This window comes from Chromobacterium vaccinii, assembly GCF_000971335.1.
GTDB lineage: Bacteria > Pseudomonadota > Gammaproteobacteria > Burkholderiales > Chromobacteriaceae > Chromobacterium > Chromobacterium vaccinii.
On record NZ_JZJL01000026.1, the window covers coordinates 1 to 25,540 of the forward strand.

General features: G+C 67.0%; 24 protein-coding genes. 16 read left to right on the forward strand and 8 right to left on the reverse strand.

The features are described 5' to 3' along the window. Positions 1–107 precede the first annotated feature (107 nt). A complete protein-coding gene (locus VL52_RS13630; RefSeq protein WP_046157525.1) occupies positions 108–1,034 on the forward strand; it encodes an ion channel in 927 nt (308 codons plus the stop codon). On the opposite strand, the gene VL52_RS13635 is transcribed toward VL52_RS13630, so the two are convergent. After that, a complete protein-coding gene (locus VL52_RS13635) occupies positions 1,031–2,821 on the reverse strand; it encodes a sensor histidine kinase (RefSeq protein ID WP_046157526.1) in 1,791 nt (596 codons plus the stop codon). The two genes, VL52_RS13630 and VL52_RS13635, sit on opposite strands and share 4 nt — an antisense overlap. A 100-nt stretch (positions 2,822–2,921) precedes the next feature. Continuing rightward, positions 2,922–4,265: a CDP-diacylglycerol--serine O-phosphatidyltransferase gene (pssA, locus tag VL52_RS13640; RefSeq protein WP_046157527.1), complete on the reverse strand. Its 1,344-nt coding sequence runs from the start codon at positions 4,263–4,265 to the stop codon at positions 2,922–2,924. A 186-nt stretch (positions 4,266–4,451) separates the two neighbouring features. Between pssA and VL52_RS13645 the strand changes: the two genes are divergently transcribed. Then, on the forward strand, positions 4,452–4,976 hold the full coding sequence (locus VL52_RS13645; RefSeq protein WP_031296470.1) for an RNA pyrophosphohydrolase: 525 nt from the start codon (positions 4,452–4,454) through the stop codon (positions 4,974–4,976). 114 nt (positions 4,977–5,090) lie between these two features. After that, positions 5,091–7,058, forward strand: coding sequence for a DNA topoisomerase IV subunit B (gene parE, locus VL52_RS13650; protein ID WP_046157528.1), 1,968 nt, complete (start codon positions 5,091–5,093; stop codon positions 7,056–7,058). Between the two features lie 64 nt (positions 7,059–7,122). Here the strand turns inward: parE and VL52_RS13655 are convergent, their stop codons facing one another. Then, positions 7,123–7,836, reverse strand: coding sequence for a transporter substrate-binding domain-containing protein (locus VL52_RS13655; protein WP_046157529.1), 714 nt, complete (start codon positions 7,834–7,836; stop codon positions 7,123–7,125). 293 nt (positions 7,837–8,129) lie between these two features. Between VL52_RS13655 and VL52_RS25390 the strand changes: the two genes are divergently transcribed. Further along, positions 8,130–8,414 (forward strand): GNAT family N-acetyltransferase, encoded by a 285-nt coding sequence (locus VL52_RS25390; RefSeq protein WP_235429295.1) that lies wholly within the window; start codon positions 8,130–8,132, stop codon positions 8,412–8,414. Positions 8,415–8,450: 36 nt separating this feature from the next. Here VL52_RS25390 and VL52_RS13665 read toward each other — a convergent pair whose 3' ends face one another. From VL52_RS13665 to VL52_RS13675, 3 genes are read right to left on the reverse strand one after another with little or no spacing between them, the layout of a single operon-like run. Beyond that, positions 8,451–8,738, reverse strand: a complete 288-nt coding sequence (locus VL52_RS13665) for a YciI family protein (protein WP_046157530.1) — start codon at positions 8,736–8,738, stop codon at positions 8,451–8,453. A 26-nt stretch (positions 8,739–8,764) separates the two neighbouring features. Then, positions 8,765–9,361, reverse strand: a complete 597-nt coding sequence (locus VL52_RS13670; RefSeq protein ID WP_046157531.1) for a short chain dehydrogenase — start codon at positions 9,359–9,361, stop codon at positions 8,765–8,767. 29 nt (positions 9,362–9,390) lie between these two features. Then, positions 9,391–9,987, reverse strand: coding sequence for a short chain dehydrogenase (locus tag VL52_RS13675; RefSeq protein WP_046157532.1), 597 nt, complete (start codon positions 9,985–9,987; stop codon positions 9,391–9,393). A 122-nt stretch (positions 9,988–10,109) separates the two neighbouring features. Between VL52_RS13675 and VL52_RS13680 the strand changes: the two genes are divergently transcribed. The 4 genes from VL52_RS13680 (at position 10,110) to VL52_RS13695 (ending at position 13,002) form a co-directional block, all read left to right on the forward strand. Continuing rightward, positions 10,110–10,976 carry a LysR family transcriptional regulator gene (locus tag VL52_RS13680; RefSeq protein ID WP_235429296.1) on the forward strand — a complete coding sequence of 289 codons (867 nt, stop codon included), beginning with the start codon at positions 10,110–10,112 and terminating at the stop codon, positions 10,974–10,976. A 68-nt stretch (positions 10,977–11,044) separates the two neighbouring features. Continuing rightward, entirely contained in the window at positions 11,045–11,602 is a 558-nt protein-coding gene (locus VL52_RS13685; RefSeq protein WP_046157534.1) for a chromate transporter, read from the forward strand. Beyond that, positions 11,599–12,114 (forward strand): chromate transporter, encoded by a 516-nt coding sequence (locus VL52_RS13690; RefSeq protein ID WP_046157535.1) that lies wholly within the window; start codon positions 11,599–11,601, stop codon positions 12,112–12,114. The genes VL52_RS13685 and VL52_RS13690 overlap by 4 nt, the downstream gene beginning before the upstream one ends. Positions 12,115–12,156: 42 nt before the next feature. Then, positions 12,157–13,002: a transporter substrate-binding domain-containing protein gene (locus tag VL52_RS13695; RefSeq protein WP_046157536.1), complete on the forward strand. Its 846-nt coding sequence runs from the start codon at positions 12,157–12,159 to the stop codon at positions 13,000–13,002. Positions 13,003–13,020: 18 nt separating this feature from the next. Here VL52_RS13695 and fumC read toward each other — a convergent pair whose 3' ends face one another. After that, on the reverse strand, positions 13,021–14,406 hold the full coding sequence (gene fumC, locus VL52_RS13700; RefSeq protein ID WP_046157537.1) for a class II fumarate hydratase: 1,386 nt from the start codon (positions 14,404–14,406) through the stop codon (positions 13,021–13,023). 149 nt (positions 14,407–14,555) lie between these two features. Here fumC and acnA point away from each other — a divergent pair, with 149 nt between their 5' ends. The 8 genes from acnA (at position 14,556) to VL52_RS13740 (ending at position 24,839) form a co-directional block, all read left to right on the forward strand. Then, positions 14,556–17,228 (forward strand): aconitate hydratase AcnA, encoded by a 2,673-nt coding sequence (gene acnA / locus VL52_RS13705; protein ID WP_046157538.1) that lies wholly within the window; start codon positions 14,556–14,558, stop codon positions 17,226–17,228. A 116-nt stretch (positions 17,229–17,344) separates the two neighbouring features. Then, entirely contained in the window at positions 17,345–18,412 is a 1,068-nt protein-coding gene (gene hemE, locus VL52_RS13710; RefSeq protein ID WP_046157539.1) for a uroporphyrinogen decarboxylase, read from the forward strand. A 505-nt stretch (positions 18,413–18,917) separates the two neighbouring features. After that, positions 18,918–21,101 carry a primosomal protein N' gene (locus VL52_RS13715; RefSeq protein ID WP_046157540.1) on the forward strand — a complete coding sequence of 728 codons (2,184 nt, stop codon included), beginning with the start codon at positions 18,918–18,920 and terminating at the stop codon, positions 21,099–21,101. Between the two features lie 11 nt (positions 21,102–21,112). Further along, positions 21,113–22,504 carry a D-alanyl-D-alanine carboxypeptidase/D-alanyl-D-alanine endopeptidase gene (gene dacB, locus VL52_RS13720; protein ID WP_046157541.1) on the forward strand — a complete coding sequence of 464 codons (1,392 nt, stop codon included), beginning with the start codon at positions 21,113–21,115 and terminating at the stop codon, positions 22,502–22,504. A 50-nt stretch (positions 22,505–22,554) separates the two neighbouring features. Beyond that, positions 22,555–22,812 (forward strand): glutaredoxin 3, encoded by a 258-nt coding sequence (gene grxC, locus VL52_RS13725; protein WP_031296824.1) that lies wholly within the window; start codon positions 22,555–22,557, stop codon positions 22,810–22,812. Positions 22,813–22,920: 108 nt separating this feature from the next. After that, positions 22,921–23,373, forward strand: coding sequence for a protein-export chaperone SecB (gene secB, locus VL52_RS13730; RefSeq protein WP_021478518.1), 453 nt, complete (start codon positions 22,921–22,923; stop codon positions 23,371–23,373). 8 nt (positions 23,374–23,381) lie between these two features. Beyond that, positions 23,382–23,825 carry an SH3 domain-containing protein gene (locus tag VL52_RS13735; RefSeq protein WP_046157542.1) on the forward strand — a complete coding sequence of 148 codons (444 nt, stop codon included), beginning with the start codon at positions 23,382–23,384 and terminating at the stop codon, positions 23,823–23,825. Positions 23,826–23,834: 9 nt separating this feature from the next. Beyond that, positions 23,835–24,839, forward strand: a complete 1,005-nt coding sequence (locus VL52_RS13740; protein ID WP_046157543.1) for an NAD(P)H-dependent glycerol-3-phosphate dehydrogenase — start codon at positions 23,835–23,837, stop codon at positions 24,837–24,839. A 59-nt stretch (positions 24,840–24,898) separates the two neighbouring features. On the opposite strand, the gene folE is transcribed toward VL52_RS13740, so the two are convergent. Continuing rightward, positions 24,899–25,519, reverse strand: coding sequence for a GTP cyclohydrolase I FolE (gene folE / locus VL52_RS13745; protein ID WP_046157544.1), 621 nt, complete (start codon positions 25,517–25,519; stop codon positions 24,899–24,901). Positions 25,520–25,540 lie beyond the last annotated feature (21 nt).

Here is a 25,540-nt window from a genome sequence, read left to right on the forward strand (position 1 = left end):
GGATGGTCCTTACGGGCACCGCATCCGCTCTAGCCTCTAGCGGCGCGTCGTTGACGCCCGTCGGCATCCCTCACACAATCAGCCATCCGTATCCAAGGACGCAGCAGATGGCCCCTCGCACAAGCAAACCGGCACGGCGAATAGACGCAGGCGGCCGCAGCCTGTTCATTCACAGCCTGCCTCGGCATTCCCTGCACGATCTCTACCATTACTGCATGACCATCAGCTGGCCGCATTTCTATTTGTTTATCGCCGCGTCCTTCATCGCATTGAATCTGTTGTTCGCCGGACTCTATCAATTGCAGTCCGGCGGCATCGCCAACCAGTTTCCGCAAGGTTTTCTCGGCGCCTTCTTTTTCAGTGTCGAGACCCTCGCCACCGTCGGCTACGGCGACATGCATCCGCAGACGCTGTATACCCACTGGGTTTCGATGCTGGAGATCTTCATCGGCATGATGAGCATCGCGCTGATCACCGGCATGACTTTCGCCCGTTTTTCGCGGCCCAGGGCGCGCATCGTGTTTACCAATAGTCCGGTGGTGCGGCCCCTGAACGGCGAGCCTGTGCTGATGCTGCGCGCGGCAAATGCCCGCAACAATGTGATCATCGACGCCAGCGCCAGGCTGCGGTTGCTGCAGCATGAGACCACGGCGGAGGGGACGACGTTTCGCAAGCTGTATGACCTGGACCTGGTGCGCGACCAGCATCCGATGTTTGTGCTGGGATGGACGCTGGTGCACAAGATAGACGAGCGCAGCCCCTTGCACCGGCGCGATGCGGCGTCGCTGGCTGCGACCCGCGCGCAATTGATCCTGTCGGTCAATGGCATCGACGAGACCACCATCCAGCCCATGGTGGCCCGGCACACTTTTTCGCATCAGGATATTCGCTGGAATCACGCCTTCGCCGACCTGATCTACACCGACGAGGATGAAAACGACCATGTCGACTACCAGCGCCTGCAGGAGGTGAAACCATTGCCGCACCGCGAGGATGAAACGGAGAGGCGGGGGCCCGAGCGAGGCGCGGACTAGCTGGGATTTGCCGGAAAGGTGATGATGAAGGCGGCTCCCTGTCCGGGCTCGCTTTCCAGGCGGATGCGTCCTTTCAGGATGGCCTGGACGATGTTATGGACCAGCGCCAGCCCCAGTCCCATGCCGCCTTGGCCCATCCGGGTGGTGAAGAAGGGGTCGAATACCTTGCTTTGAAGCTCGTGGCCGATGCCCTTGCCGTCGTCGGCGTAGATCAGGGTGAGTTCGTCCTGATCGCGTCCGATGTCGATGCGGATGGCGCCGCCGCCTTTTTCGTCGAAGCCATGGGCCAAGGTGTTGGCCACCAGATGGGAAACCAGCTGTTCCAGCGCGCTGGGATAGTTTTCAATGACCAGGTCGGCGGGAATCCGCAGGTCTATCCGGATGTGGGGATGGTGCTCGGCCGGCAACAGCGTCTCCAGCAGATTGGCCATGACTTTGGCGGGGTGGAAACTGCGTCTGGGCTGGTCCAGCTGGTCGACCGCGATCTGCTTGAACCGGCCGATCAGGTCTCCGGCCTGCTCGCTGTTGCGTTGCAGCAGCTCGCAGGTTTCGCCGGCTTTTTGCAGAAATTCCTGCAAGCCCTTGCGAGATAGACGCTTTTCCGCGTCGTCGGCGGCGATGGCGCCGATGTCGGCGCGCATCTGAGACGAACACAGCAGCACATTGCCTATCGGCGTGTTCAGCTCGTGGGCCATGCCGGCCACCATCCGCGCCAGCGCCGCCTGCTTCTCGGCGATGCTGATCTGCTGCATCGCCGTTTGCAGCTCGGCGCCGCGCGCCGCGACTCTTTCTTCCAGATGGTTGTTCAGCAGCTGCAGCTCCGTTTCGGCCTGCTTGCGAGCGGTGATGTCGGAATAGGTGCCTATCATCCGCAAGGGGCGGCCGTGGATATCGAGGCTGACCACCATGCCGCGCGCCAATAGCCAGATCCATTCATCGCCTCTGCGGAAGCGGTGTTCCGAGACGAAAGAGCCTTCCGGCCGCTGAAGATAGCCCGCCAGCTCGGCCTGGACGGCGGGAAGCTCGTCGGGATGCATGCGGGTCCGCCACAGCTGGAAGCCGGCGATTTCGGCCGGAAAGAGGCCTAGCAGCTGCTGGCAGCGGCTGGAGAGGAAGACGCTTCCCTCGGATAGGTCCCAGTCCCATACGCCGTCGCCGGCGCCTTCCAGCGCGAAGTGCCAGCGCTCCTCGCTCTCGCGCAATGCCTGCAGCGCCTTGCGTTCGCCGGCGCGCAGCCGCTCGAACTCCTGGCGGATCCGCTCCGCCTCGTCGGCGCGCAGCGCGGCGTCTTCTTCCGCGCGCGCCTTGTCGTTGTAGATTTGCCTGAGGTCGCGCTCGACCATCGCGCGGAACTGCGCCAGCAGCTGGCGGTAGGTGGCGTTGTAGGGATTTTCCTCGCTGTCGAGCACGCAGATGGTGCCGAACACGTCCTGATTGGGCCAGACCAGGGGCAGGCCCATATAGGAGATCATGCCCAGCTTGATGTCGGGGTTGTGGTCCCAGTCGAGGTCGGACAGGGCGTTGGGGACGATGAGCTCGCCGCGGCGGGCCATCACGGTTTCGCAGTAGAGGCCGGTGCCCAGGTCGGCCAGTTCGTCTTCCTCGTAGGGATTGCCGTCGCTGCGGCTGGACAGGAAGACCTTGATCCGCGGCGGCTGCACCCGCATGATCAGCGCCGCCGGGATGCGCAGCAGCCTGGCCAGCAGGTCCAGCACTTCCTGCCATTTCTCGGCGTAGTCGTGGCCGACGGCGAGATTGGCGGTTTTCACGTCGACGGCGGCGCGCATCGGCCTCTCCACAGTGACTCCGGTTCACCGCTTAATCATAGCCGAGGACGGCAAAAAGCCCCGGCATACGGGGCTGTGGGATGAAAGGGCGCGGCGGCGTTTACAACATCAGGTTCAGCATCCGGTCTATTCGCACCCGGCTTAGCCGGGTGAGCAGCTTCTTGATCTGTTCGGGATAGGCCCGCACGTCTTCCAGCTGGCGGTAATGCGAGAGCGGCGAGGCATGGCGCAGGATGCTTTGCTGTTCGGCATCGCTCTGCCCGCGCAGCGCGCCTTGCGGATCGCGCAGCAGCAGCGCGTTTTCCAGGTCCAGGCGGAAGGCCCGCGGGTTCAGGTTGTTGCCGGTCAGCAGAATGTAGCGGTCGTCGCTCCAGATGCCTTTCAGGTGGTAGGTGTTGTCGCCGTTCTTCCACAGGTGGATGCGCAGCTGTTCCCGGCTCAGGTATTGGCGCTGGCGCTTGGCGAAACGGCGCAGGTTCATTTCGTACAGATAGGGCAGCGCGCCGATCACACGGAATGGCTGTTCCGGCGGAATGTAGAAGTCGTTGGCGGTCTTGTCGCCGACCACGATGTCGATTTCCACGCCGCGGCGCAGCGCGCGGTTGATTTCCAGCACCACGGCCCGCGGGAAATTGAAATAGGGCGTGCAGATGAACAGCCGGCGCTGGGCGCTGGCGATCACGTCCAGAATCGCGCGGTTGAGCCGATTGCCCTTGCCGATGCCGACCACGGGGCTGACCGCCAGATCGTTGGGCGCGGCGACGCGGTCCATGGCGGGGCGGTACTGGCTGTGGGCCAGCTTGTCGCGGAACTGGCGGATTTCCTTGCGTATGCTGCGGGTGGACGGCGTGGGCTTGTCCAGGCGGAACACGGCGGGGTCGTTGAAAAACTGCTCATTCATGAAGCCTGCCATCGCATCGGCCAACTCCGGGCTGCTGACCAGGTGATAGCGGTCGAAGCGGTATTTGTCCAGCTTGTGCAGGTAGACATTGTTCAGGCTGGCGCCGCTATAGAAAACGGTATCGTCGATGACGAAGCCCTTCAAGTGAAGCACGCCGAACAGTTCGCGCGTCTGCACCGGCACGCCGTAGATCGGGATGTCCAGATCGCGGCGCAGCGCCTCTTCCCGATACCAGCTGGCGTTGCAATGGGACTGATCCTCGCCGATGCGGCCGCGCTGCGCGCGGTGCCAGTCCACCATCACCCTCACGTCCAGTTGCGGGCAGCGCTGCTTGGCCTGGTACAGCGCGTCCAGGATTTCCTGGCCGGCCTCTTCGTTTTCCAGGTAGAGCGCGCACAGGTAAACCCGCCGCGTCGCCGCCGCGATGGCCTCCAGCAGACGGAGGCGGAAATCGGCCGTCTGCAGCAGCGTGGTGAAGTCCTCGGGCCGCAGGGGCAGCCAGGTCAGGCGGGACAGTGTGGGTCGGTTCAGCAGGGTTGCCATGAATGCGCAGTGGAATGACGTTCAATCGGCGAATCGTAGCATCGTTTGGGCGGTTTGGGGGAGTGCCCGCCTGGCCATGGTGATATGGGTCAAGCGGCATCGAGGCGGGGACGGAGCCGGCGCGCGTGGCAAGGCGGCCTGAAATGTGCAAAAATTCGGTAACTAACGAATTGCAGGTTTTTTTCCATGCTGGACCGGGACGGATACCGCCCAAACGTCGGAATCATCCTCACCAACGCCAAAAACGAGGTGTTCTGGGGCAAGCGCGTGCGCGAGCATTCCTGGCAGTTCCCGCAAGGCGGCATCAAGCCGGGCGAAAGCCCGGAAGCCGCGATGTACCGCGAACTGCTGGAGGAAGTGGGATTGCTGCCTCAGCACGTGAAGATACTGGGACGCACGCGCGACTGGCTGCGTTACGAGGTGCCGACGAATTGGGTACGCCGCGAATGGCGCGGCAGTTACAAGGGCCAGAAGCAGATCTGGTTCCTGCTCAGGCTGGTGGGGCGGGACAGCGACGTTTGCCTGCGCGCGACCAACCATCCGGAGTTCGATGGCTGGCGCTGGAACGACTACTGGGCGCCGGTGGACGCGGTGATCGAGTTCAAGCACGACGTTTACGAGCGCGCGCTGTCCGAACTGGCGCGCTTTCTGCGCGGAGTGGAGAGCCATCACGCCTACCTGGCGCGCACCTCAACCCAGAGCGAGCAGTGAGCGGCGGGCGACGCTTTTGCAGTACAGCGACGGCGGGCGATGCCCGCTGTCTTCATTTGTGCCACCCGTAGCGGGCGGCGTCGACGTGACGCGCCGACAGGGCAAGACCAGAACATGACTCAACAACAATACGACGAATCCTCGGTACGGGTGCTGAAGGGGCTGGAGCCGGTGAAAGAGCGGCCCGGCATGTACACCCGCACCACCGACCCCACCCATATCTGCCAGGAAGTGATAGACAATGCCGCCGACGAGGCCTTGGGTGGTTTCGCGCGCAAGATCGCGGTCACCGTCCATCAGGATGGCTCGCTCAGCGTGGAGGACGACGGCCGCGGCATTCCGGTGGGCCTGCATCCGCAGGAAGGCGTGCCGGTGGTGGAGCTGGTATTCACCCGTTTGCACGCCGGCGGCAAATTCAACAAGAAGGACGGCGGCGCTTACGCCTTTTCCGGCGGCCTGCACGGCGTCGGCGTGTCGGTGACCAACGCGCTGTCCACCCGGCTGGAAGTCGAGGTGAGGCGCGAGGGCGGCGTGCACCGCCTGGTGTTCTCGGGCGGCGACGTGATCGAGCCCCTGGCCCGCGTCGCCGATTGCGGTCCGCGCACCAGCGGCACCCGGGTGCGGGTATGGCCGGACGGCAAGTATTTCGAGAGCCCGCGCTATTCGATGCAGGAGCTGGAGCGGCTGCTGCGGGCCAAGGCGGTGCTGCTGCCCGGCGTGGCGGTGACGCTGACCGTGGAAAAGCCCAGCGGCGACGAAGTGAAGGCGTGGCAGTATCCGGAGGGCCTGAAGAGCTATCTGGCCGAACTGTGCAACGGCGACGAGCCGGTGGCGCCGCTGTTCGCCGGCGAAGCCTATATCGGCGACGACCATGAGCAGTTCGCCAAGGGCGAGGGCGCGCAATGGGCGATGGCCTGGTTCGAGGACGGCGCCAGCGGCGAAAGCTACGTCAACCTGATCCCGACGCCGGTGGGCGGCACCCACGAGGCCGGCCTGCGCGCCGGCGTCTACGATGCGGTGAAGAGCTTCATCGACCACCACAACCTGCTGCCGCGCGGCGTCAAGCTGATGGCCGAGGACGTATGGAGCCGCGTGCGCTTCGTGCTGTCCGCCCGCGTGCTGGACCCGCAGTTCCAGGGCCAGACCAAGGACAAGCTGACCAGCCGCGACGCGCTGAAGCTGATTTCCGGCTTGGCGCGCGATCCGGTCGAGCTATGGCTGAACCAGCACGTGGAAGCCGGCAAGAAGATCGCCGAGCTGGCCATCCGCCAGGCGCAGAGCCGCCTCAAATCGGTCAAGAAGGTGGAGAAGAAGAAAGGTTCCGGCGTGGCGGTGCTGCCTGGCAAGCTCACCGACTGCGAGAGCGAGGACATCGAGCGCAACGAGCTGTTCCTGGTGGAGGGAGACTCCGCCGGCGGTTCGGCCAAGCTGGCGCGCGACAAGGAATACCAGGCCATCCTGCCGCTGCGCGGCAAGGTGCTGAACAGCTGGGAGACCGACCGCGACCAATTGTTCTCCAATGCCGAAATCCATGACATCTCGGTGGCGATAGGCGTGGACCCGCACGGTCCCAACGACGCGCCCGATCTGTCGGGCCAGCGCTACGGCAAGATCGCCATCCTGTCCGACGCCGACGTCGACGGCTCCCACATCCAGGTGCTGTTGCTGACGCTGTTCTTCCGCCATTTCCCGCGCCTGGTGGAAAACGGCAACATCTACATCGCCCAGCCGCCGCTGTTCCGCGTCGACGTGCCCGGCCAGGGCAAGACCCGGCCGCCGCGTAAACTCTATGCGCTGGATGAGGGCGAGATGACCGCCATTCTGGACCGCCTGCGCAGCGAGGGCGTGCGCGAGAATGTCTGGACCATCTCCCGCTTCAAGGGCTTGGGCGAGATGAATCCGGAGCAGCTGAAAGATACTACGATGAATCCGGACACCCGCCGCCTGGTCAAGGTGCAGGTGCGCCCCGGCATGCTGCAGCAGACGCTGGACATGTTCGTGATGCTGATGGGCAAGGGCGAGGCCTCCAGCCGCCGCGGCTGGATGGAAGCCAAGGGCAACGAGGTGGAAGCCGACATCTGATCCGGCACGGCCCGGATGTTTCCGAACCCCGTCCGCCTGAGAAGACCGACGGGGTTTTTCATCGTCAGTCGTACTGGGCCAGCAGCGTCGCCATCCTGGCGCGGCCCTCGGGAGACTGGCAGGCCGCTTTCAGCCGCGCCAGCGCGGCCGCGTCCTTCGACAGCGGATGGGCGCGCGACACGTACACCGCCATCGGCTCGCGGCTGATCGCCAGCTCCGCCCATCGGTCGGCGGGCGTGGAAATCTCGCGCAGCACGCGGCCGCAGCCCGGGCGCACGCACATCATCGCGTCCAGCCGGCCGATGCGCAGCATGCCCAGGCCCTGGCGCATGTCGCTGACCAGCACCGGCTCCGCGCCGCTTTGGGCGATGAAGGCATCCAGCGTATGGGTGCCGCGCAGAATGCCGACCGGGCGTAGTTTCAGGTCAGCGGCCCGCAGCTCGCGCGCGCCGAGGCGGTAGACCACGGACAGGCGGATGTCGGCGGGGCGGCACAGCTCCAGCCCGAAGGCGTCGCGCTCGGGTGAGGCGGTGATCAGCGCCAGCGCGTCGCGGCCGGCTTTCATATCCTCCACCAGCCGCGGCAGCGGCCGGGTGTCCTGCTTCAGCCGCAGGCCGCCTTGTTCGGCCAGCCAGCGCAGGAAGCGCGGCGTCAACCCGTCGCCGCTGGCGGCGTCGCCCCAGGGCTCTATCGCCTGGCTGTACGCCGGTATCGGCTCGGCATGGAGAAGGGGCAGGCACAGCAGCAGCGCCAGCCCGCTCCACAGTTTAGGTTTCATCGCGGCATCCCGTGCGTGGCGGCTGATGCAGTATAGGCTGGCCAGGATGCGCGCTCCGCCGCCTCGATGAGGTTACCGCCGCCGGGAGGCCGCTTGTTCTTGAGGAAGAGGCATTCAGATGTCCATCACTATTGACGCGCCTGCGCCTGCCGATCATCCCGGCATGCTCCGGTTGTGGGAGCGCTCGGCGCGCGCCACCCATCATTCTCTCGGCGAGGATGATATCGCCGAAATCCGTCCCGAAGTGATGGCTGCTTTCGAGGCGGCGGCATCCATCGGACCTAGTCCTTCGCGTGGCCAGAAACGAGGAGGGCGAAGTCGCGGGTTTCGCCGGGGCCATGGACGGCAGGCTGGAAATGCTGTTCATCGTCCCCGCCTGCCGCGGCCGCGGATGGGGGCGGGCCTTGCTGGAGCATGCGGTCGACGCGCTGTCGGCATGCAAGGTGGATGTCAACGAGGATAACCCCGAGGCGCTGGCCTTCTATCGGCGCATGGGTTTCGAGGTGCGCGGCCGCTCGGCGCGGGATGGCGCCGGAGGGCCGTTTCCGCTCTTGCATTTGGAAAGGCGTCGGTGTTGAAAGGACGTAGTCTCGGCAGCTGGCCGGGATGCTGTTTCAGGCGAGCAGCGTTTGCAGTTCTTCTCGAGCCGCCTTGATGTCGAAGTCGATGATCTGATACTCGGCGACGTCGTGCTGGAGGTATGAATCCTCCTCCAGTATCGCAAGTAGCGCCGCCTTGGGCATGGACCGCGCCAGGATGACGCCGCCCAAGCCGCTTTGCTTGGGGCCTGCGAACAGGATGTTGCCCGAAGCCAGGTGGCGTTTTACCCATTCTCCGTGGCTTGGGATATGCGTTTCCACTTCGGCGGGTTTGCGGATATAGCTGATGTTGAGCAGATACATGCGTTTTCTCCTTTGCGGTTGGCGATTTACCAGACTTTGAAAATCTGGCCGGTCTCCACCCCCTCTACACTGCGTTGATAGGCGCGGGCGACCCGGGCTGCCGGCACCGGTTCGAAACCCGGGAAGTAGCTTTGCAACGGCTCCCATGATTCCTGCAACACGCTTGGGCAAACCGCGTTGATGCGCAGCCCGGCCGCCAGCTCCACAGCCGCGCCGCGGGCGAAGCCCTCTATCGCGGCGTTGACGGCGCAGGCGTTGCTGCCGTGGCGCAGCGGAATTTCATTGCCCATGCCGCTGGTCAAGGTGATGGAGCCGCCCGCATTGAGAAAGCGCTGCCCTATCAGGGCCAGGTTCACCTGGCCCATCAATTTGCTGTCCAGGCCGATGCGGAATTGCTCGGGCGTCATCTCTGTCAGCGGCCCCAGATGCAGCAGCCCGGCGGCGCTGACGATGGCGTCGACATTGCCTGTGCGTTCGAATAGCGCCCGTATGCTGTCAGGCTGGCTCATGTCGACGCGCAGCTCTCCGCTGTCGCGGCCGGCGGCCAGGACTTGATGGCGGGACAGCGCTTGTCGCACCGCGCGTCCTATGGTTCCGTTCGCGCCGACTAGCAGTATTTTCATATGCGGTTTCTCCTCAGTCATGGCGCGGCTTACCACACCGTCAGCGTCTGGCCGTTGGCGATGCCTTCCACGCTGCGAACGTAGGCCAGCGCGGCGCGCGCGGCCGGCACCGGCTCGAAGCCCGGAAAGTAGGGCGCGTAGCCGTCCCATGATTCCTGCAGCGCGTTGGGGCTGACCACGTTGATGCGGCGGTCGCGGCCCAGCTCCAGCGCGGCGGCGGCGGCGAAGCCTTCCAGCGCGCGGTTGACCGCGGTGGCGTTGGCGCCCTGGCGGATGGGCTGGGCGCTGATGACGCCGCTGGTCAGCGTGATCGAGCCGCCGTCGTTCAGATAGTGCTGGCCGGTCAGCGCCAGGTCGATCTGGCCCAGCAGCTTGTCGTTCAGGCCGATGCGGAAGTCGGCGGCGCTCATCTCGGCCAGCGGGGCGAAGTGCACGTTGCCGGCGGCGCTGACGATGGCGTCCAGCCGGCCGGCCTGTTCGAACATCCGCTGCACGCTGGCGCTGTCGGTGATGTCGACGCGCAGCTCGCCGCTGCTGCGGCCGGCGGTGATGATCTGGTGGTGGGACAAGGCCTGGTGCACGGCGCGGCCCAGCGTGCCGCTGGCGCCTACGAGCAGGATTTTCATCGGGGTTCTCCATTGCTGGTTGCGATGTCTGCAGTGTGCGCGGATTCCCTGGATTGATTAATCCGCTATGATGAACAGGATTGATAACCTGGAGTTTTTAATCGGTGGATCGCCTGCTGAGCATGGAATTATTCGTCGCGGTGGTGGACAAGGGCAGCTTTACCGCGGCGGCCGACGCCCATCGGCTGTCCCAGCCCATGGTCGGCAAGCATATTGCCGCGTTGGAAAAACGGCTGGGCGGCAAGCTGCTGGTGCGCACCACGCGTCGCCAGCAGCTGACCGAGCTGGGCCAGCACTATTATCAGCGCTGCCGCGCCATCCTGGCCGATCTGGCCGCTGCCGATGACGCTGCCGCCTTGCTCAGGGAACAGCCGCGCGGCGTGCTGCGCGTCAATGCCTCGGTGACCTTCGGCACGTTGAGGCTGGCGCCCTTGCTGGCGGAGTTCATGGCGCGCTATCCGGAGATCGGGGTGGAGCTGGAACTGAGCGATCAACTGGTGGATCTGGTGGCAGAAGGCTACGACGCGGTGTTCCGCATCGGCCATCTGGCCGATTCCGGCCTGGTGGCGCGCCGACTTAAGCCGTACCGGATGATGATCGCCGCGTCGCCGGCGTATCTGGCGCGGCGCGGCAGGCCGGAGACGCCGGAGCAACTGGCGGAGCATGATTGCCTGGGCTTCAGCCGCTGGCGGCGCGACGACGGCTGGGACGCGCTGGCCCGGCTGCACGCCGCGCAAATCCCTTCCAGCCGCTTCCAGTGCAATCAGGGCCAGGCCTTGCGCCAGATGGCGCTGGCCGGCGCCGGCATCGTCTTGCAGGCGGAAACGCTGCTGGCCGACGATGTGGCGGCGGAGCGGCTGGTGTCCTTGCTGGACGGCTATCTGCCCGATCCCAAGCCCATGCATCTGATCTACCCGGCCGACCGCCAGCCGCTGCCCAAGCTGCGGGTTTTCATCGATTTCATTGTCGAGCGGCTGGGCGAACTGTGAGGACAGGTGACCGCCCCTGTCAGAATTTCTCGTTTGTATAGTCTTTCGGCGGCGAGTAGTGTCAAGGCATGCATAGCGATCTGATTCTTCCCCGCCGGCGCGAATTGTTCGCCGGCTTCTTCTCCATCGGCGTCAGCGGTTTCGGCGGCGTGCTGCCGCAAGCGCACAGCATGCTGGTGCTGAAGCGGCGCTGGCTGTCGGAGGCCGACTTCGCCGAACAGCTGGGCCTGTGCCAGGTGCTGCCCGGTCCCAATATCGTCAATATGGCGGTGTCGATAGGCGCGCGCTTTCACGGGCCGTCCGGCGCGCTGGCGGCGGTGTGCGGCCTCTTGCTGGCGCCGATGGTCATCGTGCTGTTGCTGGCCTCCGCCTATGGCCGCTATCGCCAGCTGCCGCTGGTGGAGCACGTGATGCACGGCCTGGCTGCGGCGGCGGCTGGCCTGCTGCTGGCGATGGCGCTGCGCCTGCTGTCCAGGCTGGAGCGGCGCCTGTGGAGCGCGCTGGTGGTGGCCGCCACCTTCGCCGCCATCGCGGTGTTCCGCCTGCCACTGCTGTGGGTGCTGCTGGCTTCGGCGCCGCTGGCGTTGGCGCTGGCCTGGCTGAGCCGGGCGAGGACGGCAACATGATCCTGCTGGTGCTGCTGTGGCATTTCTGCCTGATGTCGCTGCTGGCGGTGGGCGGCGCCAATGTGCTGTTGCCGGAGCTGCAGCGGCTGGTGGTGGCCGAGGGCTGGATGAGCGCCGGCCAGTTCGCCGAGCTGTTCGCCATCGCCCAGGCCGCGCCGGGCCCCAATGTGCTGGTGGTCAGCCTGGTGGGCTGGCATGTGGCCGGCGTCGCCGGCGCGCTGGTCAGCATGCTGGGCATGTGTTTGCCGTCGTCGCTGTTGAGCTTCTACGTTTCCCGCTGGTGGACGGCCAACCAGGGAGGCGAACTGGCCGGGCTGCTGTCGCGCGCGCTGCTGCCGCTGACGGTGGGGCTGGTGGGCGCCAGCGCCTGCCTGCTGCTGCAGGCGGCCAACCGCGACTTGGGCGGCTGGATCTTGAGCGCCGCGGTGGCGCTGCTGGCGTGGAAGCGGAACTGGAACCCGGTGTGGCTGCTGTTGCTGGGCGGCGCGGCCGGAGGCTTGGGCTGGCTGTAAACCGTTGCCATAATGGCCTTAGCGCTTCCGTAAAGGCGAGACATGGCGAAATTGCTGCGGATAGGGATGCTGTGCCTGTGCTGCTTGTGCGCGCGGGCGGAAGGCGTGTCCATCACTTACGCGCTGGTGTCCGGCGACAACGATCCGCATTGGCCGTATATCCAGGCCTTGCTGCAGCTGGCCTGCAGCGAGATGGGGCAGCGCTGCGCGCTGCTGGCCGCGCGCGACATGAACCAGGGCCGGGCGATGGAGCAGATGCAGCGTCCGGACAGCCGCGTGGACCTGTTCTGGGGCATGACCAGCCGCGAGCGCGAGCGCAAGCTGCTGACGGTGCGCATTCCGCTGGACAAGGGCCTGATAGGATGGCGGGTGCCGCTGATCAACGCCGACCGGCCGCAACTGTTCAAGAGCGTCAAGACCTTGCCGCAGCTGGCGGCCTTCCGCGCCGGACAGGGGCAAGACTGGCCGGATACCCAGATCCTGCAGCATGCCGGCCTGCCGGTGCTGACCAGCCCGGACTATCCCAATTTGTTTTCCATGCTGCGCCAGCATCGCTACGACTACTTCCCGCGCAGCGTGATCGAGGTGCGGCAGGAGCTGGAATCGCCCAACAGCAAGGGGCTGATGCTCGACCCGTATCTATTGCTGCACTACCCGACCGCCTTTTATTTCTTCGTTTCGCCGCAGCGGCCGGAATTGGCCCGCATGCTGCAGCAAGGGCTGGAGAAAGGCGTGCGCGACGGCAGCTTCGATCAACTGTTCAAGGCGTTCAACGGCGACCATCTGCGCGAGCTCAAGCTGTCCGGCCGCGCCATCATCGAATTGCCCAATCCGCTGTTGCCGGAAGCCACGCCGCTGGCGCGGCGCGAGCTGTGGTTCCACCCCTGAGCGTTCTCCAGGCCGGCGTCACACCATGTCTTCAGGCCTGACCCAGGCGTCGAACTGCTCGGCGCTCAGATGGCCCAGCGCCAGCGCGGCCTCGCGCAGCGTGGTGCCGTGACGGTGGGCGTGCTTGGCGATGGCGGCCGCCTTGTCGTAGCCGATGTGCGGATTCAGCGCGGTGACCAGCATCAGCGAGCGTTCCATCAGCTCGGCGATGCGTTCGCGGTTGGCCTCCATGCCGTCCACGCAGTGCTCGCGCAGGCTGTCCATGCCGTCGGCCAGCAGCCGCGCGCTTTGCAGAAAATTGTGCGCGATCAGCGGCTTGAACACATTGAGCTCGAAGTTGCCGGACGCCGCGCCTATCGCCAGCGCCGCGTCGTTGCCCAGCACCTGGCAGCACAGCATGGTCATCGCCTCGCACTGGGTCGGGTTGACCTTGCCGGGCATGATGGAGCTTCCCGGCTCGTTTTCCGGCAGCGTCAGCTCGCCCAGGCCGCTGCGCGGGCCGGAGCCCAGCCAGCGGATGTCGTTGGCGATCTTCATCAGCGCCACGGCCAGCGTTTTCAGCGCGCCGTGGGCGAACACGAGCGGCTCGTGGCCGGCCAGCGCGGCGAACTTGTTGTCGGCGCTCTGGAACGGCAGGCCGGATTGCTCGGCCAATCGGGCCGCCACTGCGCCGCCGAAGCGCGGATCGGTGTTGAGGCCGGTGCCGACCGCGGTGCCGCCGACCGCCAGCTGGCACAGCATAGGCTGCGCCGCGTGGACCGCCTGCTCGGCCAGCGCCAGTTGCGCCGCCCAGCCGGACATCTCTTGGCCCAGCGTCAGCGGCGTGGCGTCCTGCAGATGGGTGCGGCCGATCTTGACGATGTCGGCGAAGGCCTGAGCCTTGGCCTCCAGCGCGCGTCGCAGCAGGCCCAGCGACGGCAGCAGCCGCTCGGCCAACTGGGTCGCGGCGGCGACGTGCATCGCGGTAGGGAAGATGTCGTTGGACGACTGGCCGCGGTTGACGTCGTCGTTGGGATGGACCAGCCGGTCGGGGCCGCGCTTGCCGCCCAAGAGCTCCGACGCGCGGTTGGCCAGCACCTCGTTCATATTCATATTGCTCTGGGTGCCGGAGCCGGTCTGCCACACCGACAGCGGAAATTCGCCGTCGTGGCGGCCGGCCAGCACCTCGTCGGCGGCGCCGACGATGGCGGCGGCCTTGGCGTCGTCGAGCTTGCCCAGCTCGCGGTTGGCCTCGGCGCAGGCGCGCTTGACCCGAGCCAGCGCCTGGATCAGTTCCGGCGGCATCTTCTCGCTGGAGATATGGAAATGCGCGAGCGAGCGCTGGGTTTGCGCGCCCCACAGCGCGTCGGCGGGAACGTCGATCGGACCGAAGCTGTCGGTCTCGCTGCGTACGGCTTTCGTCATGCCATCATCCTTTCCTGGTCGAACTTGCGCCGGCGGAGCCGGTCCTAATCTATCCTGATGCAAGATGTCAGACCCTGGCGGCGGATGCGTTTTGGTCCGCCCTTCGCGGCCCCGCCGGCCTGCGTGGCCGGCGCTCACCGGAGTGCACCATGTCCCTGCTTGCCCAAGATAGTCTGCGAGATTTCCAATTGGCGTCCGGCCACAGCGTCCGCTTCCATTCGTTGCCGGCGCTGGCCGAACTCGGCATCGGCGATGTCGGCCGGCTGCCGGTGTCGCTGCGCATCGTGCTGGAGTCGCTGCTGCGCAAGCTGGATGGACAGCGTATTACCGAAGCGCATGTGCGGCAACTGGCCGGCTGGCAGCCCAGGGCCGAGCGCAGCGAGGAGATTCCCTTCGTCGTCGCCCGCATCGTGCTGCAGGACTTCACCGGCGTGCCATTGTTGTGCGACCTGGCTGCGATGCGCGGCGTCGCAGCCCGCTTCGGCAAGCCGCCATCGGCGGTGGAGCCGCTGGTGCCGGTGGATCTGGTGGTGGACCACTCGGTGCAGGTCGACCATTTTCGAGAGGCGGGCGCGCTGGATCTGAACATGAAGCTGGAGTTCCAGCGCAACGCCGAGCGCTACCGCTTCATCAAATGGGGCATGCAGGCTTTCGACACCTTCAAGGTGGTGCCGCCTGGCATCGGCATCGTCCACCAGGTGAACCTGGAATACCTGGCGCGCGGCGTGCTGCGCGACGGCGACGTCTACCACCCGGACTCGCTGGTCGGCACCGACTCCCACACCACGATGATCAACGCGCTGGGCGTGGTGGGCTGGGGCGTGGGCGGCATCGAGGCCGAGGCCGGCATGCTGGGCCAGCCGGTGTATTTCCTGACGCCGGACGTGGTGGGCGTGAACCTGAAGGGCCGGCTCGCCGCCGGCGTCACAGCCACCGACCTGGTGCTGGCGGTGACCGAGCTGCTGCGCAAGGCCCATGTGGTGGGCAAGTTCGTCGAGTTCTTCGGCGCGGGCGCGGCGTCGCTGACGCTGCCGGACCGCGCGACGCTGGCCAATATGGCGCCGGAGTACGGCGCGACCATGGGCTTCTTCCCGCCGGACGAGCGCGCCGCCGACTACCTGGCCGCCACCGGCCGCAGCGCCGAGGAGGTGGACGCCTTCCGCCGCTACTTCCTGGCGCAGCGGTTGTTCGGCATGCCTGAGGAGGGCGACATCGATTACAGCGAAACGCTGACGCTGGACCTGGCGTCCATCGTGCCCAGCGTCGCCGGCCCGCGCCGGCCGCAGGACCGCATCGCTTTGACGGAGCTGAAGCCGCGCTTCGGCGAATTGCTGCAGAAGCCGGCCTCCGCCGGCGGCTACGGCAAGACGCCGGGCGGCGCTGCCGCCGAAGGCCTGAAGCACGGTTCGGTGCTGATCGCGGCGATCACCTCTTGCACCAACACCTCCAACCCCGGCGTGATGCTGGCCGCGGGCCTGCTGGCGCAGAAGGCCGCTGCGCGCGGGCTGAAGGTGGCGCCGCGCATCAAGACCTCGCTGGCGCCGGGTTCGCGGGTGGTCACCGACTATCTGTCCAAGGCCGGCCTGTTGCCGCCGCTGGAGCAGCTGGGCTTCCGCGTGGTGGCCTACGGCTGCACCACCTGTATCGGCAACTCCGGCCCGCTGGCGCCGGCGCTGGAGTCGGAGATCATGGGCAAGGACCTGATCTGCGCGTCGGTGCTGTCCGGCAACCGCAATTTCGAGGCGCGCATCCATCCGGCGATCAAGGCCAACTTTCTGATGAGCCCGCCGCTGGTGGTGGCCTTCGCCATCGCCGGCCGCGTGGACATCGACCTGGAGCGCGAGCCGCTGGGCGAGGGCGCGGATGGCCTGCCGGTGTTCCTGCGCGATGTCTGGCCCAGTCAGGACGAGGTGGGCGCGGCGCTGGCGCAGACCGCCGATCCGGAAACCTACCGCCGGCTGTACCGCGATCTGGCCGACGCCAACCCGTTGTGGGCCGGCATCGCGGCGGCCGCCGGCGAGACCTATGGCTGGGAACCGTCCAGCTATATCGCCGAGCCGCCGTTCTTCGCCGGCTTCGAGCTGAAGCCGGCCGCGACCCGGCCGGTCAAGGGCGCGCGGGCGCTGGCCATCTTCGGCGACTCGGTCACCACCGACCACATCAGCCCGGCGGGATCCATCAAGCCGTCGTCGCCGGCGGGGCTTTATCTGCAGGAACGGGGCATCAAACCGGTCGATTTCAACAGCTACGGCTCGCGCCGCGGCCATCATGAGGTGATGATGCGCGGCACCTTCGCCAATGTCCGCATCCGCAACCTGATGCTGCCGCCGGACGTGGACGGCCGGCCGGTGGAGGGCGGGCTGACGCTGCGCCAGCCGGGCGGCGAGCGCTTGTCGATCTACGACGCGGCGATGGCCTACCAAGCCGAGGGCACGCCTACCGTGATCTTCGCCGGCGAGGAATACGGCACCGGCTCCAGCCGCGACTGGGCGGCCAAGGGCACGCGGCTCCTGGGCGTGCGCGCGGTGATCGCCAGGAGTTTCGAGCGGATACACCGCTCCAACCTGGTGGGCATGGGCGTGCTGCCCTTGCAGTTCCAGGGCGACGACAGCGCCGCCGGACTCTCCGGCGACGAAACCTTCGATCTGGAGGGGCTGGACGGCGAGTTGAAGCCGCGGCAGGAGGCGACGCTGGTGATCCGCGGACCGGGCGGCATGGAGCGGCGCCTGGCGCTGACGCTGCGCATCGACACGCCGGTGGAGGTCGATTACTACCGTCACGGCGGCATCCTGCCCTATGTGCTGAGGCAGATATTGTCCTGACCGCGCTTGGAAGGATGGGAGGACGGCCTGGTTTTCCGGCCGTTTTCATTTGTCCGCGCCGGCGGCAGGGTCGGCTGGGATATAATGCCCGCTGATTTCCATAGCCGCGTGATGCCATGACCCAGCTGAAAAACGATACCTTCCTGCGGGCCCTGCTGAAGGAGCCGGTCGAATACACTCCTATCTGGATGATGCGCCAGGCCGGCCGCTACCTGCCGGAATACCGCGCCACCCGCGCCCGCGCCGGCAGTTTCATGGGCCTGTGCACCAGCCCCGACTACGCCACCGAGGTGACGCTGCAGCCGCTGGACCGTTTTCCGCTGGACGCGGCCATCCTGTTCTCCGACATCCTGACCGTGCCGGACGCGATGGGCCTGGGCCTGTATTTCGCCGAAGGCGAGGGGCCGAAGTTCCAGCGCCCGCTGCGCGACGAGGCGGCCATCCGCGCGCTGGCGCCGGCCGACATGGGCAAGCTGCGGTATGTGTTCGACGCGGTGGCCAGCATCCGCAAGGCGCTGGACGGCCGCGTGCCGCTGATCGGCTTCTCCGGCAGCCCGTTCACGCTGGCCTGCTACATGGTGGAGGGCGGCGGCTCCGACGACTTCCGCCACGTCAAGGCGATGCTGTACAGCCGCCCGGAACTGCTGCACCACATTCTGGAGGCGAACACCCAGTCGGTGATCGCCTACCTGAACGCCCAAATCGACGCCGGCGCGCAGGCGGTGCAGATTTTCGACACCTGGGGCGGCGCGCTCAGCCATGCCGCCTATCGCGAATTCTCCCTCGCTTACATGCAGCGCATCGTCGCCGGCCTCAAGCGCGAGGCCGACGGCCGCAAGGTGCCGGTGATCGTGTTCACCAAGGGCGGCGGCCAGTGGCTGGAAGACATCGCCGCCATCGGCGCCGATTGCGTGGGCCTGGACTGGACCACCGACATCGGCCAGGCGCGCGCGCGCGTCGGCGCCAAGGTGGCGCTGCAAGGCAACTTCGACCCCAACGCGCTGTTCGCCGAGCCAGCGGCCATCGAGCGCGAAGTGGCGCGCATCCTGGCCAGCTATGGCCAGGGCAGCGGCCACGTGTTCAATCTGGGCCACGGCATCTCGCAATTCGCCGATCCTGCCCACGCCGGCGCGCTGGTGGACGCGGTGCATCGGCTGTCGCGCGGCTATCACGGCGCGGCCTGACGCGCCGAAACGGGGCGGGCGGAAAACGCGCCGCCCCATGTCGGTGCGTTGTGACTGCCGCTTTGAGCGAAGCTGATTAAAAGACGCTGTTTTTTTAAGAATTTATTAATTTTCCCAGGAGAGGCCGCGTGGCCGAAGCCGGGGGTATTCAGCCGCTTGCCATCGTTCCTGTTGCATAAATTCACTCGTTGACAATATTGCTGCCTGGCTACGGGAAGATGCGGGTTGACAGCGGACGCGGCTGGTGTTCTTCGAGTTATGCACACTGCCTAGACCCTGGGTCAAACCTTGTCAAGCGCGGCGGGTAAAAAAATTAATATTCGTAAGTTGTTGAAATAAAAGAGATTTTACGTTTGATTAATTTTTGTGCAATCTAGTGGAAACACTGATTTCACGGCTTTTTGCCCGATATCACCATGGTTGTTCACAAAGTTATCCACAAGATCTGTGCACAGCGGATGCAAAGCCTTGTCGCAGCAGGGTTTGCATCTAGCGGGGGGCAATCATGAACGGGCCGGTCCGGATTCAGGTCGCGGTGGATGTGCCGCTGGCGGGAACGTTCAGCTACCTGACTGAATCGCCTGTCATGCCAGGCGCCCGAGTCAGCGTATCCTTCGGCAATCGCCGGGTGTGTGGCGTGGTGGTCACGCCGATACCGGGGGAGGGTGTGCCCGAGCTCGACGCCGCCAGATTGCGGAGCATCGACGGCGTGTTGGATGGCCTGCCGCCGCTGCCGGAAGAATTTCTCGCGCTGGCGCGCTTCGCGTCCGATTATTACCACCATCCTTTGGGCCAGACGCTGTTCACCGCGCTGCCCACCGGCTTGCGCGAGCCGCGCGACGTCACCAAGCCTGACCGCAGGCCGTTCGTCCTGACCGACGCCGGCCTGGGAGAGGCGCCGCCGGCGCGGCAGCGCGCGCGGCTGGCCTTGTGGCAGGCGCTGCAGGATGGCCCGCTGGACCTGGCCGCCGCCAAGGCTGTGACGCCTCAGGCCGGCAAGCTGCTGGCCGACTGGGTGGCCGAAGGCAAGGCCGGACGCGCGACGCAGGAGCCGCCGCCGCTGCGGCTGGGCGACGCGCCGGCGCTGAACGGCGAACAGCAGGCGGCGCTGGACGCGCTGTCGGCGAGCGAGGGCTTCCAGCCCTGGCTGCTGCATGGCGTCACCGGCAGCGGCAAGACCGAGGTCTATCTGCGCCTGATCGCCGAGCAGCTGGCGGCGCGGCGGCAGACGCTGGTGCTGGTGCCGGAAATCAACCTGACACCGCAACTGATCAATCGCTTCGCCGATCGCTTCCCCGGCAGCCGCATCGTGGTGCAGCACAGCCACCTGGCCGACGGCGAGCGCATGCACGGTTGGCTAAACGCCTGGCACGGCGACGCCGACGTGGTGATCGGCACCCGGCTGTCGGTGTTCACGCCGCTGCCGCGGCTGGGCCTGATCGTGGTCGACGAAGAGCACGACGGCTCGTTCAAGCAGCAGGACGGCCTGCGCTACCACGCCCGCGACCTGGCGGTGTGGCGCGCGCGCCGCGCCGGCATCGCCATCCTGCTGGGATCGGCCACGCCCAGCCTGGAGACGGTGGCCAATGTCGAGGCCGGCCGCTACAAGAAGCTGGCGCTGACCCGGCGCGCCCACGGCGCGGCCAGGCTGCCCGACGTGCGGCTGGTGGACACCCGCCGCAAGAAGCTGGTCGAGGGCCTGTCCGAAGCGGTGCTGGACGCGCTGAAGACCAGGCTCTCGCGCAAGGAGATGAGCCTGGTGTTCATCAACCGCCGCGGCTTCGCGCCGGTGGTCGCCTGCACCGCCTGCGGCTGGACCAGCGGCTGCCCGCATTGCTCGGCCAAATTGGTGGTGCACCTGATGGAGCGCAAGCTGCGCTGCCACCACTGCGGCTGGGAGGAACCGGTGCCGCGCGCCTGCCCGGACTGCGGCGATCCGGACATCAAGCCGCTGGGCGAGGGCACGCAGCGGCTGGAGTCGGCGCTGCAGCGCATGCTGCCGGAGGCGAGGGTGCTGCGGATAGACCGCGACACCACCAGCCGCAAGGATGCCTGGGACGAGGTCTACCGCAAGGTGCACGGCGGCGAGGTGGACATCCTGGTCGGGACCCAGATGCTGGCCAAGGGCCATGATTTCGGCACCTTGTCGCTGGTGGCGGCGCTGGGCGCGGACGGCGGTCTGTACTCGGCGGATTTCCGCGCGTCCGAGCGCCTGTTCGCCCAGCTGATGCAGGTGGCCGGCCGCGCCGGCCGCGCCGACGCGCCAGGCGAAGTGCTGGTGCAGACGCAGTGGCCGGATCATCCGCTGTACCAGGCGCTGGTGGCCCACGATTTCGACGGCTACGCGGCCACATTGCTGAACGAGCGCCGCCAGGCCGGCTTCCCGCCGTCCACCTTCCAGGCGCTGCTGCGCGCCGACAGCCCGGCGCTGGCCCAGGCCACCGCCTTCCTGCGCCAGGCGCGCGAGGCGCTGGAGCCGCTGGCGGAGGGCGTGCTGATTTCCGGGCCGGCGCCGGCGCTGATGGCCAGGCTGGCGCAGCGCGAGCGCGCTCAGCTGGTGCTGGAGTCGCCGCAGCGCGGCGCGCTGCATCGGCTGCTGCATCAATTGCCGCCGTTGCTGGATGGCCTGGCCAAAGCCCACGGCCGCGCGCTGCGTTGGTCGCTGGACGTGGATCCGCAGGAATTATGAGAGGAAACGATATGGCAATCGCGAAGTGGCCGGCCTTGTTGGCGCTGGCCTGCGCGCCGGCGCTGGCGCTGGATCTGCATGGCCTGAAACCGGACGAGATCGCGGTATGGGCGGCGCCGGTGGAGGGCGGCGAGCCGCTGGCCAGCCACCGGGCCGACGAGCCGGTCAACCCGGCCTCGACCATGAAGCTGCTGACCGGCTGGGCGGCGCTGAACCGGCTGGGGCCGGACTACCGCTGGAAGACGGCGCTGCTGTCGGCCGCGCCGGTGGAGGGCGACGCGCTGAAGGGCGACCTGTACTGGCTGGGCGGCGGCGATCCGCGCTTCGACAACGGCGATCTGCTGAGCCTGCTGTACAGCCTGAGACTGCGGGGCATCCGCCAGCTGGACGGGCAGCTGCTGCTGGACAAGCGCGCCTTCGGCAATATCGGCGGCGCCGAGGATTTCGACGGCGATGCCGGCCGCGCCTTCGTCGTCGGCCCCGACACCCATCTGACCAACCTGAAAGTGGCTTGGCTGACCTTCTTCAACGACGGGCAGGGCGCGCGCGTCGCGCTGGACCCGCCGCTGGCCGGCGTAGAGCTCAGCGCATCGCTGAAGCCGGGGCCGGATGAGGCCTGCGCCGATGTGCGCCGCTTCGTTTCCATCGAGAACGACGGCCGCCGCGTGAGCGTCGCCGGCAGCCTGCCGCCGGCCTGCGACGGGCAGCGCGCCTACGTCAACGTGCTGGGCCACGACGCGTTCGCCGGCCAGGACTTCGCCGCGCTGTGGGCGGCGCTGGGCGGCAGCGGTCCGCTGCGGGTGGCGCGCGGCAGGGCGCCGGACGGCGCGCGCGAGCTGGCTTCCTGGCAGTCGCAACCCCTGGCGGTGGCGCTGTCCGACATCAACAAGTACAGCAACAACACCATGGCGCGCACGCTGTTCCTGACGCTGGGGCGCGAGGCCGGCGGCGAAGACACCGCGGCGGCGGCCGAACGCGCGCTGCGCGAGGAGCTGAGCCATCGCGGCATCGCCGACATCGGCGCGCTGCGGCTGGAGAACGGCTCCGGCCTGTCGCGGCGCGAGCGGGTGACCGCCCGCTTGCTGGGCGAGGTGCTGCTGGACGCCGCGCGCGGCCCGTACGCCGGCGAATTCATCGCCAGCCTGCCGATCGCCGCCACCGACGGCACGCTGAAGAAGCGCTTCGCTGATCTGGGGCCGAGGCTGCGGATGAAGACCGGCACGCTGAACGACGTCAAGGCGCTGGCCGGCTACTGGCAGGCGGCCGACGGCCGGCGGCTGGCCATCGTCGCCATCGTCAACGGCCCGCGGGCGATGGAGTCCGGCAAGGCGCTGGACGCGGTGGTGGCCGATCTGGCGCGCGGCTTCAATACCGAAACGATGCGATCCAGCGCAAGGCGCTGAGCCGCGAACCCGGCTATAATCGTCGGCGATCGAATTTTCAGGCGAGAACCATGAAACCGGTAACCATGTACACCACCGCGGTCTGCCCCTACTGCGTGCGCGCCAAGCAACTCTTGGCCAGCAAGGGCGTCAGCGGCATCACCGAGATCCGCATCGACCTCGATCCGGACGCGCGCGACAAGATGATGGCGCTGACCGGCCGCCGCACCGTGCCGCAGATCTTCATCGGCGAGACCCATGTCGGCGGCTGCGACGAGCTGGTGGCGCTGAATCATTCCGGCAAGCTGGACCCGCTGCTGGCGGACTGAGCGGCGGGGCTTTGCCGCGATTGGCCGCCGCGCGGCTTTCGTGCGATGATGCCCGCCGATGTACCCATAAAATTCTGCCGTCATGAGACGGTTTTTGCGAGAAAGAACATGAGCGAACAACAAGAGCTGCAACCGGCGTTTTCCATCGAAAAAATCTACGTGAAGGACATCTCGCTGGAGGTGCCGAACGCGCCGCAGGTGTTCCTTGAACAGGCTCAGCCGGAAATCGACATGCAGCTGGCCAGCGCCGGCCAACAGCTGGACGACGGCTATTTCGAAGTGACCCTGACCGTCACTGTGACCGCCAAGCTGCCGGAAAAGAACATGTTCCTGTGCGAAGTGGCCCAGGCCGGCATCTTCCAGATCCGCAACATCCCGGGCGAAGACCTGGATCCGATCCTCGGCGTCGCCTGCCCGAACATCCTGTTCCCGTACGCCCGCGAGACCGTGTCCAGCGTGGTGAACCGCGCCGGCTTCCCGCCGGTGCTGCTGGCCCCGATCAACTTCGAAGCGCTGTACATGCAGCAGCGCGCTCAGCAAGCCGAAGCCGGCAACGCCTGAGGCCAGCCATGAAGCGTCTCCTTCTGCCGCTGTTGCTGGCGTCCGCGTTGGCGGCCCCGTCCGTCCATGCCCTGGAATTCCGTTCGGTCAAGGAAACCGGCGTCGCGCTGTACGAGGCGCCTTCGCTGAGCGCGAAAAAGCTGTTCGCGGTCAGCCGCTATTATCCGGTCGAGGTGCTGCAGAGCCAGAAGGAGTGGTCGCGCGTGCGCGACGCCACCGGCGGCATCGCCTGGATTCCGGCCGCGGCGCTGTCCAAGCAGCGCTGGTTGCTGGTGGTGTCGGCCCAGGCCGGCGTGCGCGACCGGGGCGCGGAGGACGGCAAGCTGCTGTTCACGGTGCCCAAGGACGGCGTGCTGGAGCTGCAGGAGGCCCCGCAGAACGGCTGGGCCAAAGTGCGCCACCGCGACGGCAGCGTCGGCTATGCTCGTATTACCGATCTCTGGGGCTTGTAAGGACCGCGGATGAAACTGGCGATTCTCGGCGCCGGCGCATGGGGCAGCGCGCTGGCGATAGCTTTTGCCCGTCACCACCAGGTGACCTTGTGGGCGCGCGACGCTGAACAGATCCGGCGGATGGACGCGGAGCGGGTAAACCAGCGTTACCTGCCCGACTGCCCGTTTCCGGAGCCGTTGACGCTGTCGTCGGACCTCGCGGCCGCTACGCATGACGCGGAGCTGGCGCTGATCGTCACGCCGATGGCGGGGCTGCGGCCCACGCTGAAGTCTCTGGTGGCGCTGGAGGCGCCGCCGCCGCCCATCCTGTGGGCGTGCAAGGGCTTCGAGGCCGGCTCCAGCCTGCTGCCGCACCAGGTGGCGGAGGAGGAGCTGCCGGCCGGCCACCTGTATGGCGCGTTGTCCGGCCCCAGCTTCGCTCGCGAAGTGGCGCAGGGCCTGCCGGCGGCGGCGGCCATCGCCTCCGACCACGCCGAGTTCGCCGCCAGCGTCGCGCGCGAGCTGCACAGCCCGCTGCTGCGACTGTACGCCAACGACGACCTTGTCGGCGTCGAGGTGGGCGGAGCGGTGAAGAACGTGATGGCGATCGCCACCGGCGTCGCCGACGGGCTGAATTTCGGCTTGAACGCGCGCGCGGCTCTGATTACCCGCGGGCTGGCAGAGATCACCCGGCTCGCGATGGCGCTGGGCGCCAGCTCGCAGACCATGATGGGCCTGTCCGGCATGGGCGACCTGATCCTCACCTGCACCGGCGCGCTGTCGCGCAACCGCCAGGTGGGCCTGAAACTGGCCGAAGGCAAGCCGCTGCAGCAGGTGCTGGACGAACTGGGCCACGTGGCCGAGGGCGTCGCCACCGCGCGCGAGGTGCTGACCATGGCCGAGCGGCTGCAGGTGGACATGCCGATCACCGCCGCGGTGTGCGGCCTGCTGTACCAGGGGCATGATCCTCAAACCGTGGTGGACGGCCTGCTCAGGCGCTCGCCGAAGTCCGAATCCGGCGGCTTGCTGGATTAGGCGCCAAAGACATCAAGGCCGCTCCCCCTCCGGGCAGCGGCCTTTTTCACGCCCGCCGTTCAGCGCTCGATCGCGCGCAGGAATTCGTTGCGGGCGTTGGCGTCGGTTTCGAAATCGCCGGCGTAGCACTGGGTGATCACCCGCTCGTCGCCGCGGCGGTTTTCCCCCATCAGCAGGCACAGCTGCTCGGCCTCGATCAGGCAGGCGGCGCCGCGCGCCCCGCCATGCTCGACCAGAGTGCGCGAAATCTCGTGGGTGATCCATTCCTGATAGGTGTAGCGATGGCTGATGGCGTCCACCATCCGCGCGATGCGGCCGAAGCCGTGCAGCCGGCCGCCGGGCAGATAGGCGACGTGGGCGACGCCGCGGAAGGGCAGCAAGTGGTGCGGGCACATGCCGTGGACCGCCAGGCTGCGTATCACCACCATGTCGCGGCGGTCGTCGGCGAAGCCGCTGCCCAGCGCCTCGGCGGGGACGGTGTCGTAGCCGTCCAGCAGGCGCTTCTGCCACAGCTCGCGCACGCGCTGGGCGGTCTTGCCGGTGTGGATGGGGTCGATGGCGATGCCGCTGGCGGTCAGCATGTCGGCCACCGCTTTTTCGAAGGCGGCGGCGTCGAAGGGCCGGACGCGGTCGAGCGGGCGCTGGCAGGCGGAGTGGTCGTGATCGTCGATGAAAGACATGGCGCGGCTCCATTGCGGTGG

Bases quoted from the DNA above. Each gene is read 5' to 3' on its own strand.
- VL52_RS13715 (WP_046157540.1), top strand. From the start codon at position 18,918: ATGAACGGGCCGGTCCGGATTCAGGTCGCGGTGGATGTGCCGCTGGCG.
- VL52_RS13685 (WP_046157534.1), top strand. From the start codon at position 11,045: ATGCATAGCGATCTGATTCTTCCCCGCCGGCGCGAATTGTTCGCCGGC.
- hemE (WP_046157539.1), top strand. From the start codon at position 17,345: ATGACCCAGCTGAAAAACGATACCTTCCTGCGGGCCCTGCTGAAGGAG.
- VL52_RS13635 (WP_046157526.1), bottom strand. From the start codon at position 2,821: ATGCGCGCCGCCGTCGACGTGAAAACCGCCAATCTCGCCGTCGGCCAC.
- VL52_RS13665 (WP_046157530.1), bottom strand. From the start codon at position 8,738: ATGTATCTGCTCAACATCAGCTATATCCGCAAACCCGCCGAAGTGGAA.
- folE (WP_046157544.1), bottom strand. From the start codon at position 25,519: ATGTCTTTCATCGACGATCACGACCACTCCGCCTGCCAGCGCCCGCTC.
- acnA (WP_046157538.1), top strand. From the start codon at position 14,556: ATGTCCCTGCTTGCCCAAGATAGTCTGCGAGATTTCCAATTGGCGTCC.
- dacB (WP_046157541.1), top strand. From the start codon at position 21,113: ATGGCAATCGCGAAGTGGCCGGCCTTGTTGGCGCTGGCCTGCGCGCCG.
- pssA (WP_046157527.1), bottom strand. From the start codon at position 4,265: ATGGCAACCCTGCTGAACCGACCCACACTGTCCCGCCTGACCTGGCTG.
- fumC (WP_046157537.1), bottom strand. From the start codon at position 14,406: ATGACGAAAGCCGTACGCAGCGAGACCGACAGCTTCGGTCCGATCGAC.
- VL52_RS13630 (WP_046157525.1), top strand. From the start codon at position 108: ATGGCCCCTCGCACAAGCAAACCGGCACGGCGAATAGACGCAGGCGGC.
- VL52_RS13740 (WP_046157543.1), top strand. From the start codon at position 23,835: ATGAAACTGGCGATTCTCGGCGCCGGCGCATGGGGCAGCGCGCTGGCG.
- grxC (WP_031296824.1), top strand. From the start codon at position 22,555: ATGAAACCGGTAACCATGTACACCACCGCGGTCTGCCCCTACTGCGTG.
- VL52_RS13680 (WP_235429296.1), top strand. From the start codon at position 10,110: ATGGAATTATTCGTCGCGGTGGTGGACAAGGGCAGCTTTACCGCGGCG.
- VL52_RS13690 (WP_046157535.1), top strand. From the start codon at position 11,599: ATGATCCTGCTGGTGCTGCTGTGGCATTTCTGCCTGATGTCGCTGCTG.
- parE (WP_046157528.1), top strand. From the start codon at position 5,091: ATGACTCAACAACAATACGACGAATCCTCGGTACGGGTGCTGAAGGGG.
- VL52_RS13675 (WP_046157532.1), bottom strand. From the start codon at position 9,987: ATGAAAATCCTGCTCGTAGGCGCCAGCGGCACGCTGGGCCGCGCCGTG.
- VL52_RS13655 (WP_046157529.1), bottom strand. From the start codon at position 7,836: ATGAAACCTAAACTGTGGAGCGGGCTGGCGCTGCTGCTGTGCCTGCCC.
- VL52_RS13645 (WP_031296470.1), top strand. From the start codon at position 4,452: ATGCTGGACCGGGACGGATACCGCCCAAACGTCGGAATCATCCTCACC.
- VL52_RS13735 (WP_046157542.1), top strand. From the start codon at position 23,382: ATGAAGCGTCTCCTTCTGCCGCTGTTGCTGGCGTCCGCGTTGGCGGCC.
- secB (WP_021478518.1), top strand. From the start codon at position 22,921: ATGAGCGAACAACAAGAGCTGCAACCGGCGTTTTCCATCGAAAAAATC.
- VL52_RS13695 (WP_046157536.1), top strand. From the start codon at position 12,157: ATGGCGAAATTGCTGCGGATAGGGATGCTGTGCCTGTGCTGCTTGTGC.
- VL52_RS13670 (WP_046157531.1), bottom strand. From the start codon at position 9,361: ATGAAAATACTGCTAGTCGGCGCGAACGGAACCATAGGACGCGCGGTG.